Genomic DNA, 12,612 nt, shown 5'->3' on the forward strand with positions numbered 1-12,612 from the left:
ATGGCATGGGAACTGAGCGCACTCGACCGGCTCGAAATTCAGGAGCTTTATTCGCGCTACGCCTGGGGCATCGACCTCGCCGATGAAGAGACGGCGATGTCGACCTTCGCGCAGGATGCATGGTTCGATCATCTCTGGCAGGGCCGCGTGCAGGGCCATGAGGCGATCCTCGAGAATCTGCGCTCGCTTTGGAACGACCGGCAGAGCTGGTGGTACGGGCGCCAGCACATCATGAACACGCTGATCATGGATCCACGCCCGGAGCAGGGCGAGGTGGACGTGCGCTGTTTCTTCCAGATCCTCCAGTTCCAGACCGATTACCACACCAACTTCGTGTTCGGCATCGGCACACGGCAGGACCATGTGACCAAGAAGGAAGGCGTGTGGCGCTTCCAGTCACTGCACGTCAACGCCTGGACGGCGGCCGATCAGGTGCCGTGGAAAGGCGAGATCCTGCTCAAGAAAAAGCCGAGCCATCAGGCTCCGCCGGTCGCGGGGAAGAAGTGATGCAGATCACCGCTGCCGTCAGTCGCGGCAATCAGCCGGCGCCCGTGCTTGAAACGCTGGAGCTGGAAGCGCCGCGCCCGGGCGAGATGCTCGTGCGCATGGTCGCGGTCGGCATCTGCCACACAGATCTGCATGAGCATCCCGGCCGTCACGCGCCGCATCCCATCGTGCTCGGCCATGAGGGCGCGGGCGTGGTCGAGGCGCTGGGCGAGGGCGTGCGCGGGTTCGCGGTGGGCGACCATGTGCTCCTCTCGGGCAGCAGCTGCGGCGTGTGCCCCAGTTGCGTGGCCGGACGTCCGACCTATTGCGATCTCGCGATGCCGATGAACTTCGGCGGCAAGCGCCTGGATGGCTCGACGGCGCTCACTTGCGGGGATGAGCGCATCCACTCGCATTTCTTCGGCCAGTCTTCGTTCGCGACCCACAGCATCGTGCCGGAGCGCACGGCGGTGAAGGTGGACAAGGATATTCCGCTGGAGCTGCTGGCCCCGCTCGGCTGCGGCGTCATCACCGGCGCCGGATCGGTGATCGAGGCGCTGAAGGTGGGGGCAGGGGACACCATCGCCATCTTCGGGGTCGGTGGTGTCGGCCTCTCGGCGGTGATGGCCGCCAAGCTGGTGGGCGCGAAGCGGATCGTCGCGGTGGACATCAACCCGGGCCGGCTGGAGCTTGCGCGCGAACTGGGCGCGACCGATGCGATCCGCTCGGACGGCGAGGACGTCGCCAAGCAGATCCGCGCGGTTACCGGTCGCGGCGTGGATTTCACCTTCAACACCACCACCGTGCCGGCCGTCCACACCATGGCGCTGGAATGCCTCGCCATGAACGGCACTGCTGGCTTCGTCGCGGCGCCTCGAGGGGAGTGGGCGCCGGCCATGTTCCCCATGCTGGCCGGTGGCAAGCAGTTGCGCGGTATCCTCGGCGGCGACGCCAATCCGCGCACCTTCCTGCCCATGCTGATCGATTACTGGCGGCAAGGGCGCTTCCCGTTCGATCGGCTGATCGAGACCTACGCCTTCGATGAGATCGGCAAGGCGTTTCATGATTGTGAGGCGGGCACGGTGATCAAGCCGGTGCTCAAGGTTGGAGATGCTGCATGACTCCCGAAATCCGCAAACAACTTAAAGCATTCGGCACGGAACTGACCCCGGACATGATGGGCGGCACGCAGGGAATTTACCGTGCCCTGCAGCCCGGTATTCCGGCTGGCGCCAGGGTGACGCGCGACCATCAATATGGTCCCGATGCGCGCAACCGGCTGGATATCTTCACACGCGACGGGCTTTCCGGCGCGCCGGTGCTGGTGTTCGTCCATGGCGGCGGCTTCGTGATGGGCGACAAGACCACCGAAGGCTCGCCCTTTTACGACAATATCGGCAGCTTCGCCGTGGATGAGGGCTATGTCGGCGTCACCATGACGTACCGCCTCGCGCCCGCCGCCACTTGGCCGGCCGGCGGTGAGGACGTGGCCAATGCCGTCATCTGGCTGCGCGAGAATGTGGCGCAATTTGGCGGCGATCCGGATCGCATCTTCGTGATGGGCCAGTCGGCCGGCGCGGTGCACGTGGCCGATTGCGTCGCGCGCTTCTCGCCACAGATTGCCGGCGCGCTGATGTGCTCAGGGATTTACGACGTGGCCGCGGCAGAGCCGAACCAGTTCCAGAAATCCTATTATGGCGAGGACCCGGCCGGCTGGGCGCAGGCGTCCACCGTGGCCGGGCTGCTCACCAGCAAGATCCCGCTGTTTTTCTCGGTCTGCGAGTTCGATCCGGTCCCGTTCCAGCAGCAGGCCGCGAGCCTGGCTGCCCGCTACGCCATAACCAACAAGGCCTTTCCAAGGCTGCATTGGCTGGGAGGCCACAACCACCTGTCACCTGTGCTCGAGATCGGGACGCCAGACAGCGACCTTGAGCATCACATCATGAACTTCATCGCCACCGTCTGAGGCAGATTCTTCAGGAGGACCCCATGGTCGAACCCATTCAATTTCCGGACGTCGAGCTCTATCGCGGCTGGGGCGAGCCGATGCGCGCCAATATCGAGCTGCGTGGGCTGGAGCTGATTTCCGGCGCCATCCCCGATGGGCTGGAAGGCGGCCTGTATCGCGTCGGTGCCGACCGGCAATATCCCTCCGGCCGCACCGATGACATCTTCATCGATGGCGAAGGCCAGATGCACATGATCCGCTTCAAGGACAATCAGGCGGATTATGTCGTCAAATGGGTCGAGACGGATCGCTACAAGGCGCAGAAAGCCGCCCGTCGCGGGCTCTTCGGCAGCTATCGCAACCGCTATACGGCCGATGAAAGCGCGAAGGACATCCATCTCGGCACGGCCAACACCACAGCGATGTTCCATGCCGGCCATCTCTATGCGTTGAAGGAGGACGACCTCCCTTACGAGATCGACCCCGACACGCTGGAAACCAAGGGCCGCGTGGATTTCGACGGACAGATATTGTCCGAGACGTTTACGGCGCACCCCAAGGTAGACCCAATCACCAACGAGTTGCTGGCGTTCGGCTATCAGGCCAAGGGCGACGCGACCAAGGACTTCGTGTTCTACGTCTTCGGGCCGGATCGCAAGATTAAGACAGAGATCTGGTTCGAGATGCCCTATGCGGCCTGCGTCCATGATTTCGCGATCACGGATGAATGGGTGGTCGTGCCGTTCTTCCCGCTCATCACCGATCTCGACGTGGTGAAGCAGGGCGGGCCTTATTATCAGTGGCATCCCGACCAGCCGGTGCATGTCGCGCTGGTGCCGCGTTATGGCAAGGCGGAGGATATTCGCTGGTTCAAGGGGCCGACCGGCAGCGCCGGTCACATGATGAATGCCTATCGCGAGGGCACGAAGGTCCACCTCGACCTGTGCTATTATGATGGCAACTGCTTCCCCTTCTTCACCACGCCGCAGGGTGAGGAGACGGCGCCGGTTCCGCCATTCCTGACGCGCATGACGTTCGATCTTGCCAGCAATGAGGACAGCTTCACCACGCAGCGTCTGCTGAACATTCCGGGCGAGATGCCGCGCACGGACGATCGCTATCAGGGGCGGCCCTATCGCTATGGCTTCCTGCTCGCACGCGCGCAGGATGGATCGAGCGGCACGGCGCGGTTCGACAACCAGACAGGCGAGTTCCAAATCTGGAAGCCCGGCCCGGGCGATAGCGTGCAGGAGGCGCAGTTCGTGCCGCGCACGCCGGATGCGCCGGAAGGCGATGGATGGCTGCTCGTGCTGGTCGCACGCGGTGCGAAGAACCGCAGCGATCTGGCCATTCTCGACGCGCAAAACCTGGCGGCGGGGCCGGTTGCGCTGCTCAAGCTGCCCGTCCGCGTCCGCTCGACCTTCCACGGCACCTGGGTGCCGGAGGAGACGCTCAAGAGCGGCCAGTATAATATGAAGCTCAGCTCGGCGGCCTGATCGCTTACACCTATCGGCTGACCGGTTTCCTGTAGACCGGGCGGACCTCAAACAGAAAGGGCGGCCCTCGCATCATCGCGAGGCCGCCCTTTTCCTTTCGCTCGGCAACCGTCGAGCGCGCATATCAATGCGCGAGGGTGACGGGCTCTCTATCCTTCGCCTCTTCCTGGCGGCGGATATAGGCGAGGGCGAACATCAAGATCGCGGTGCCAAGCGGTAGCGCTGCCGTCAGCGCGAGGGTGAGTTGCAGCGAGTAGTGCTGGGCGAGCGCGAAGCCGCCCGCAATCGGCGCCACGATGCCGCCAATGCGCCCGGCGCCACCGGCCCAGCCCAATGCCGTGCTGCGCATCCGGGGCGGATAGACTTGGGCGATCATCGTGTTGAGGCCGGACTGTCCGCCGGTCTGGAAGAACTGCCAGGTGAGCAGCGCGACCACGAAGAAGGCGGAGTAGAAGGGCACCCAGCCCAGCAGGTTGATGGTCACGGCCAGCATCACATAGAAGCAGGCGATGAGCAGGGCAGGGCGCATCCGGTCCATCAGCCAGCCGATGGAGAGCGTGCCCGCGACCCCGCCGAGATAGCCGATCATGGCGACCTTCGCGAAATCCTGGATGGGGACGCCCGCCATTTCGAGGAAGAAGGTCGGCATCCAGGCGCTAAGCAGGGCCGTGTTGGTCATGCTGAGGGTGCAGGCAGCCCAGACCAGTGCCGTCATGGTCAGGCGACCCTCGGAGAACACGTCGGACAGCTTGGCCTTGCGCCCCTTGGCGCCACCGCTCTCGATCACGAACAGTTCGTCGCCCCGCAGGTCGACATTGCGGTCGATCTTGCGGATCGTGGTCGCGATCCGCTGGTCGGACGGGTTGCGCTCGGCCCGGAACTTGAGCGATTCCGGCACGATCAGGAAGAGCAGCACCGCGCAGGTAATCGGCACAAGGCCGCCGATCCAGAAGCCGCTTTCCCAGCCATAGCTGTCCAGCAGCCACGCCGCGACGACGCCGCTGGCGGCACTGCCGGTCGAGAAGCCGACAAGCGCCAGAGAGATCAGCGTCGAGCGTTTGCGTTTGGGGGTCAGCTCGGAGATCAGCGCCATGGCCATGGGCAGGCCCGCCGCCATGAACACGCCGGCAATGCCGCGCAGAACAGCCAGCTGCGTGAGCGTCTGGGCATGGATGCTGCCGATGGTGATCGTGCCGAAGATGAGGCAGGAGACCATGAGCATGAACCGCCGTCCGAACCGGTCCGCCAGCGGGGCGATGCTGAAGGCACCAATGGCGAGGCCGATCTGCTGATAAACGAACACCTTGGTCATGGCCTCGGAGGTCTCTCCGAAATCTGCAGCGATGGCCGGCGCGATCTTGCCGATCATGAAGATATCGAACCCGTCGATGAAGCAGACCAGAACGCAGACGAGCAGCGCCATGATCTGGGTGGCGCTGATCCGCGACCGATCGATGAAGTCTTCGACGTCAAACCTGTTCATATTCAGCCATCCCGCATCCATCCGGCCGACCAGCCGGGCTTTTTATCGGATTGCACCAAAACACGGTGTTGATGGGGAATCAACATCCTTATAAGGCAAAGCTGCAGATTAGCGGTTGTGATGGGCAGCAATGTCGCCCATGGGCGCCGCGTAAGAGCGGGCGCGACGCGGCTTCGACGTGATCGGAACAAGAGGCGCCACCGGCCCGCAGGCCAGGGTCCATCGTGGCCTGGATGCGACACTTTCTGACAAAGTCATCAATATTTCCTGCTCGATGAGAAATTTTCTTGTTTTCTCATCGGTGCTCTTCCAATGGCGCAGGCTGGAGTATCGGGCAAAGTCAATATCTCGGAGTATTGGCGATGCTCGGCTGGTCTTATGCCAGCGGGAGAAGGATGCAGTACAGGCGAAGCCCGTGGCTTCGATCAGGCCCTCATCGTGCCTGGTCGGCTCACAGGCAAAGGCGATCTCGTTCGTCTTGGCGCATAAGTCCACTCCCTGCTGATCACTCCAATAACGCGGTGAAGCTGCGTGGTGTCCTGGCCTGTTCGCGGGCGGCGCTGTCTCCGGGCGGCGCGGGGATGCGGCGAGGCATTCACCCATCGATCAATGGGCCTGCGCCCGCGTTTTGGGAGATTTGGAATGTCGTTTTCGTTGAGGAACAAGCTTCTGGGCATGGCGGGTGCGTCCGTCTTTGCCATGAGCATCGCAGCGCCCGCACAGGCGCAGGACGATGCCGCTGCCCAGGCGCAGCCCCAGCGCGCCGGTGTCGAAGAGATCGTCGTGACCGCGACGCGCTCGGCCACCAACCTGCAGGAAACGCCGCTGGCCATCACCGCCGTAACCGCTAATGCGCTGACCGATCGGGCGATCAACAACATTCAGGACGTTGCGGCCATCGTGCCGAACGCCAGCTTTGCGGCAGCGAACGCCTCTTTTGGCCGCGCCGTGCAGGCCTATATCCGCGGCATCGGCCAGTATGACTTCAATCTGGCGTTCGAGCCGGGCGTGGCCTTTTATGTCGATGACCAATATTATGCGCTGCTCGCCGGCTCGACCTTCGATCTGCTCGACCTTGAGCGCGTCGAAGTGCTGCGCGGCCCGCAGGGCACGGTGTTCGGCCGCAACGCCATTGGTGGCGCCGTCAACCTGATCTCCAAGGCACCTGACGCGACGCCTTCGGCCTATGTCGAAGCGACCGTGGGCAGCTACAACCGCACCGACCTGCGCGCCGGCTTCAACGTGCCGCTTTCTGAGAACCTCTTCTTCCGCGTTTCGGGCGTGTCGAAGAAGCGCAAGGGCTACCAGAAGCTGCTCGACTTCCGTTGCGATATGGTGCGTCAGGGCACGCCTGGCCTCGCCGGCAGGTTCCCCTCGCTCGATCCCTCGGACGGCTTCCTCTCCGGCGCCTCGCAGACCGATTGCGAACTGGGCCGCTATGGCGGTGAAAGCGTCGTCGCCCTGCGCGGTGCGCTGCGTTACGCCGGCACCGGCATCGACCTGACGCTCTCGGCTGACTACACCAACGACGATTCCCCGGCGGTGGCAAACAAGCAGCTGCGTATCGTGCCGAGCGCAGCCACGCAGGCTCTTGATACGGCCGTTTATCAGCCGCTGTGGGGGGTCAGCTATGACAGCCGCTTCCTCACCAACAGCCCTTACACCACCTATGCCACCTATTGCGATCCGATCCCGGCTGGGACCAACATCGCCGGCACTTATTACAACGGTGGGTCGGACCGTGGCGGCCAGTGCTTCGACCGCAAGGCTGTGATCGAGAATTACGGCTTCAGCGGCAAGGCCGTGGTCGATCTGACCCAGGACCTGACGCTCACCGTGCTGGGCAGCTACCGCAACGTCTTCACGACCGCCGTGAACGATACCGACGGCTCGCCGCTGAGCCTGCAGACCACCAAGTCCATCATCACCCATGAGCAGTGGACGGTGGAACCGCGCCTCAACTACACGAGCCCGCTGTTCGATGTGACCGCCGGTCTGTTCTACTACAAGGGCAAGGGCCTCACGACGTCCAACGTCTCGATCCCGTTCCTCAACTTCCAGCAGAACGCCCGCATCAGCGTGGATAGCGAAGCGAAGGCCGCTTATGCTCAGGCGCAGGTCCGTCCGCTCGATCGCCTGCAGCTCACCGCTGGCCTGCGTTATTCGGAGGATACCAAGGACACGCTGTTCAACAATGGCCAGGGCGGCATCATCCGTCCTGTGCTCGTCAAGGACGACCGCATCGATTACCGCTTCGGCGCGGACTACAAGCTGACCGATTCCGTCATGGTCTACGGCTCGGTCGCGTCGGGCTATCGTCCCGGTGCGTTCAACCCGCGTCCGTTCCAGGCCTCGCAGCTCGTGCCCGTCGCGGCCGAGGAAATGGTCGCCTATGAACTCGGCTTCAAGGGTGACTTCTTCGACCGTCGCCTGCGCCTCAACATCGCTGGCTTCTATTCGGACTACTCCTCGCGCATCGTCTCGCAGAGCGGTTCGGAGTGCATCAACAACGGCACGACCGGTGTCTGCACGCTCGCCGGGACGCAGGTCGATCCGGCTGTGACCGGCGGCAACGAGCTGTGCCGCGCCTATAATCCGGCGACGGACGGTGCGGTCAACCTCGCGCAGGGCATTGGCGTGGCTTGCATCTCCAAGACCAACTACGTCAATTCGCCGGGCAAGGTGAAGGGCTTCGAGGTCGAGCTGGAGGCCCGTCCGGTCGATGGCCTGACGTTCAACCTCGCGGGCGGTTACACGCATTTCGATGCGCCGGAACTGCGCAACGATCCGCTCGTGGTGAACCAGACGCCGGTTTATGTGCCGCAGTGGACGGGTTCGGCTGGCATTCAGTACGAGATTCCCGTCGAGCAACTGGGTGGCTCCATCACGCCGCGGATCGACGGCTTCTATCAGTCGAAGATCTCGTTCAACTCGCGCAGCCCGATCGCCCAGATCCCCGGCCGCGCCGTGTTCAACGGGCGGATCAGCTACCAGAACGATGCGGGCGACCTGACCGTTGCGGTCGGTGCGACCAACCTGTTCAACAAGCAGTACTACTACAACATCTTCGATCTGGTGCCCTTCGGCCAGCCCACCACGGAAGCCCAGCCGGGCCGTCCCCGCGAGTGGTATCTCTCGGTTCGCAAGAGCTTCTGACGAGCGCCTGACAGCATCAGGCTGACATAAGGAAAGGCCGCCCCGGAGACATCCGGAGCGGCCTTTCTCTTTTGGTGCGTGTGAGAGAGCAGCGGACAGGGCGGCCGCGCCGCCCCGTCCTTGTGCCTCAGCGGCTGGCGACGGGCGTGACGCCCATTTCCTTGAGCAGCCGCTGCGCGCCGTCGACCTTGTCCATCGTCCAGAGCATGAAGCGGCTGTCGACATGGATCGTGCGGTTGCGCTCGGCCACATAGGCCCAGTCGGAGATCACGCCTTCCAGCGTGCCGTCGAAGGCCAGGCCGACGAATTCGCCGCGCGCGTTCAGCGTCGAGGAACCCGAGTTGCCATTGGTAATGTCGACATTGGACATGAAGTCCACCGGCAGCGTGCCCAGCTCTGGCGCGGCATAGGGGCCGTAGTCCTTGGCCTTGATCGCATCGATTGCGCCCTGCGGGGCATTGAACTCGCCCTTGCCGGTCTGCTTGGCGAGAAGGCCCTCGGCGGTGGTGAAGGCGGTCCAGATCTGGCCGTCCTTCTCCTTGCCCATGACCTTGCCCCAGGTCAGGCGCAGCGAGCTGTTGGCATCGGGATAGAGGGGCAGGCCGGCCGCCTGTTTATAGGCCATCAGACCCTTCATATAGCCCGCCCGCGCAGCCTGCGTGCGACCCGAGCGAGCCTTGGCGGCCTGCTCGCTTTCCATGTCGCCGGCATAGAGCGCGATGGCGAGCTTGATGAACGGATCGTCCGAAGTCTCGAAGGCGGAGGCGGGCTTGTCCAGCCAGCCCAGCCGGGTCGGCGTGTCGCCTAGCTTGGTCTCGCTATAGAGCCGGTCGAAGCCGATCTGCGTCAGCGCGGCCTCGAACTTGGCATCGCGATCCGCCGCGTCGAGCTGGCGATATTCGACGAGCGCAGCCTCGAACAATTGACGATCGATCTTGGGCAGGAAGCGGCGCTCGACCTGACGGAGCCGGTCGACAATGCTCTCGCGGTCACGCTGCTGGAATCCGCTCTCGCGCTGGGCGTCGGGCTTTTCCTGCTCCTTGGCCCAGCGATACAGGGTGCGGGCTGCGCCGAGCAGTTGCGCGCGGTTGAGCAGGGACGTGCGCAGGCCGGTGAGGGAAGCCTTGTTATTCTCGATGACCACCGCATCCAGCGCCGCAATGTCCGCCCCGTAGCGCGTCTGACGGGCCGCGTCGGCAGCGACCCAGTCGCGGAAGGCCTTTTCCTCGGCCGGCTTGCGCTCATCAAGGCGGATGGCGTCGGCACCGACGAGGTCGCCGGCGAGCTTCTTCTCGTAATTCTCGGCCCCCGCGAGGATGGAGGCGTAGCGGATCTGCGCCTCGCGATCGCCTGCCGTGACCTTGTCGATCTGCGTTGCATAGTCGCTCAGCAGACGCTGCCAGAGCGGCTCATATTCCGCGAAGTTGAACAGCACTTCATCGCTGGTGCGCAGGCGGTTGGTGGTGCCGGGGAAACCGGCGACCATCACGAAATCGCCTTCCTTCACACCCTGCGAGGCAATGCGCAGCCAGGATTTCGGGCGGTAGGGGACGTTCTCCTTCGCGAAAGGCTTTGAGCTGCCGTCCGGCCCGACATAGGCGCGATAAAAGCCGAAGTCGCCGGTGTGGCGCGGCCACATCCAATTGTCCGTCTCGCCGCCAAAATTGCCGAGCCCTTCGGCCGGCGCGTAGACGAGGCGCACGTCCTGAATCTCAAGCTGCTGCTGGAGATAATAAGCCGCGCCGCCATAATAAGGCCGCACGTCGCAGCGGCGGTTGGCCTGCTTCTCGCACGCCGAGATCAACGCCTTGCGATTGGCGTCCAGCTTCTCGTAGCGGGCGAGGCCATCCAGGCGGGGCGTTACGCCGCGCATCATCGCGCTGGTCACGTCGCGCAGATCCTCGATCACATAGATGCGCGATCCGGGCGCGGCGGGCAGTTCCTCGCCCAGCTCCTTGGCGAGAAAGCCATTGGTCAGATAATCCCGGCCTTCGCCGCTATTATACTGGATCGACCCCTGCACGCAGTGATGGTTGGTCGCGACCAGCCCTTCGGGGCTGAGGAATGCAGCCGAGCAGCCGCCGAGCGAAACGATGGCGTTCAGCGGCGCGGCATCCAGCCGTCCCAGCTGATCGGGTGAGAGCGCCAGGCCGTCGGCCTTGAGCGCGGCGCCAATGTCCTTGATCTGGCCCGGCATCCACATGCCTTCATTGGCAGCGGCCGGTGCGGCGAGGGCGAGGAGGGCGGTGCAGCCCGCGAGAGAAACGATATGATGGACACGCCGAGGCATGAGGCAAGGCTCCTGCAAATTTTGAGGTTGCCCTGCCTATCGCGCCATGAATGGGCGAACGCAAGCCGGGGCAGCCCGTTCGACCGGGCCGCCCTGAGCTGACGTTACGTCACCGGCAAGGTCGCCTCAGGCCTGCAGGCCGTTGTCCGCCTTGATCATGTCCGCAGCCTTCTCGCCGATCATGATGCTTGCGGCATTGGTGTTGCCACCCACGATTCGCGGCATGATGGCGGCATCGGCCACGCGCAGGCCCTGGAGGCCGTGGACGCGCAGGCGCGGATCGACCACCGCCATGTCATCCTGCCCCATGGCGCAGGTGCCGACCGGGTGCAGGGCGGTGTTGATTGCGCTGCGCACCCAGGCATCGATCTCCGCATCGCTCTTCACATTCGGGCCGGGCATCACCTCCCCGCGCAAAACGTCGCTCAACGGTGCGGTGGAGAATATCTCGCGCAGTTGCGGCACGAGGCGGCGGAAGAAGGCCCGGTCTATCTCGGTGGAGAGCACGTTGGAGAGGATGCGCGGCTTTTCCGTCGGGTTTGCCGAGCGCAGCTTCACCCAGCCGCGACCCTCGGGCCTTAGCAGCACGCAGGCCATTGCCACTACGTCCGCCTTGGGCTTGCGCCAGCCGGGGAACCAGGTCTGCGCGCCGATCATCGTCGGCTGGAACAGGCACTGCGCATCCGGCCGCTCAAGCTCGGGCCGGGTCTTGATGAAGCCGTTGGCGGTCACCGGCATATCCGCGATCATGCCGCCGCGCGTCAGCAGCCATTGCAGCGCGGCAAGGGCGGAACGGTCGATGCGCAGGCTGTCGGTCAGCGTCACGCTGCGCGCCGCTGCATTGACCATCGCGACGGAAGGGTGGTCCTGCAGGTTCATGCCGACGCCGGGAAGGTGATGCACCACATCGATGCCTTGCTCGGCGAGATGCTCGGCCGGGCCGATGCCGGAGAGCAGCAGCACCTGGGGCGAATTATAGGCACCGCCCGAAAGGATGATTTCCTGTCCGGCGACGACCCGTTTGTCCCGGCCTTCGCTGTCGCGATAATGGACCGCGACCGCGCGGCCGTTGGCGACCTCGATGCGGGTGACCAGCGCGCCGGTCTCAACCGTCAGATTGGGCCGCGACATCGCCGGAATGAGGAAGCGCGCGGCGGTGCTGGCGCGCGTGCCCTCATGGATGTTGAGCGGCGGCGGTCCCCAGCCTTCCTGCTCGGCGCGGTGGAAACTGTCGCGCTCGTCATAGCCGAGCGATTTCACCGTGCTGATGAACCGCTGGTAGAGATCGTTGGTCTTGGGCTGCTGCTTGACGCTGAGCGGTCCGCCCTTGCCATGCCAATGGTCCTCAGGGCCCCAATGATTTTCCGATTTCTTGAAGTAGGGCAGCACATCGTCATAGCTCCAGCCCTCGTTGCCGAGCTGGCGCCACTCGTCATAATCCCGCGCATGGCCGCGCGCGTAGAGCATGCCGTTGATCATCGAGGAGCCGCCCAGCGCCTTGCCGCGCGGCTGGCGGATCTGGCGGTTATCTGCGAACGGTTCCGGCTCGCCCATATAGCTCCAGTTGAACTTGGGATCGGCCATGACGAACGGGAAGAGGATCGGCATGGTCAGGCGGATGTCGCGCTCGCGGCGTCCGGCCTCCAGCACGAGGACCTTGGCATTGGGATCTTCCGACAGGCGGGCGGCGATGACTGCGCCGGCCGAGCCGGATCCGATGACGATGAAGTCGGGCGTGGAGCTGTTGGCCAAG

General features: G+C 64.1%; 8 protein-coding genes. 5 read left to right on the forward strand and 3 right to left on the reverse strand.

The genetic code is table 11. The annotated features are described in order from the left end of the window. Genes M2337_RS09305 through M2337_RS09320 form a run of 4 tightly spaced genes read left to right on the forward strand, consistent with a single transcriptional unit; the run spans position 1 to position 3,930 of the window. Complete coding sequence (locus tag M2337_RS09305; RefSeq protein WP_181559312.1) at positions 1 to 507, forward strand: nuclear transport factor 2 family protein; 507 nt, start codon at positions 1 to 3, stop codon at positions 505 to 507. Next, positions 507 to 1,607, forward strand: a complete 1,101-nt coding sequence (locus M2337_RS09310) for an NAD(P)-dependent alcohol dehydrogenase (protein WP_264569997.1) — start codon at positions 507 to 509, stop codon at positions 1,605 to 1,607. Before M2337_RS09305 ends, M2337_RS09310 begins: the two co-directional genes overlap by 1 nt. Continuing rightward, positions 1,604 to 2,452 carry an alpha/beta hydrolase gene (locus M2337_RS09315; RefSeq protein WP_264569998.1) on the forward strand — a complete coding sequence of 283 codons (849 nt, stop codon included), beginning with the start codon at positions 1,604 to 1,606 and terminating at the stop codon, positions 2,450 to 2,452. The genes M2337_RS09310 and M2337_RS09315 overlap by 4 nt, the downstream gene beginning before the upstream one ends. Positions 2,453 to 2,475: 23 nt before the next feature. Next, a complete protein-coding gene (locus M2337_RS09320; protein ID WP_264569999.1) occupies positions 2,476 to 3,930 on the forward strand; it encodes a carotenoid oxygenase family protein in 1,455 nt (484 codons plus the stop codon). Positions 3,931 to 4,054: 124 nt separating this feature from the next. On the opposite strand, the gene M2337_RS09325 is transcribed toward M2337_RS09320, so the two are convergent. Continuing rightward, the gene (locus tag M2337_RS09325) at positions 4,055 to 5,413 is read right to left on the reverse strand and encodes an MFS transporter (RefSeq protein WP_264570000.1); all 1,359 of its coding nucleotides are present in this window, start codon (positions 5,411 to 5,413) and stop codon (positions 4,055 to 4,057) included. Between the two features lie 642 nt (positions 5,414 to 6,055). Here M2337_RS09325 and M2337_RS09330 point away from each other — a divergent pair. Further along, positions 6,056 to 8,569, forward strand: a complete 2,514-nt coding sequence (locus tag M2337_RS09330; RefSeq protein ID WP_264570001.1) for a TonB-dependent receptor — start codon at positions 6,056 to 6,058, stop codon at positions 8,567 to 8,569. 127 nt (positions 8,570 to 8,696) lie between these two features. Here the strand turns inward: M2337_RS09330 and M2337_RS09335 are convergent, their stop codons facing one another. Both M2337_RS09335 and M2337_RS09340 read right to left on the reverse strand, forming a co-directional pair. Continuing rightward, a complete protein-coding gene (locus tag M2337_RS09335; protein ID WP_264570002.1) occupies positions 8,697 to 10,859 on the reverse strand; it encodes a S46 family peptidase in 2,163 nt (720 codons plus the stop codon). A 126-nt stretch (positions 10,860 to 10,985) separates the two neighbouring features. Then, positions 10,986 to 12,611 (reverse strand): GMC family oxidoreductase, encoded by a 1,626-nt coding sequence (locus M2337_RS09340; RefSeq protein ID WP_264570003.1) that lies wholly within the window; start codon positions 12,609 to 12,611, stop codon positions 10,986 to 10,988. Position 12,612: the final 1 nt, after the last annotated feature.

The organism is Sphingobium sp. B2D3A (genome assembly GCF_025961795.1).
In the GTDB taxonomy this organism is placed as follows: domain Bacteria; phylum Pseudomonadota; class Alphaproteobacteria; order Sphingomonadales; family Sphingomonadaceae; genus Sphingobium.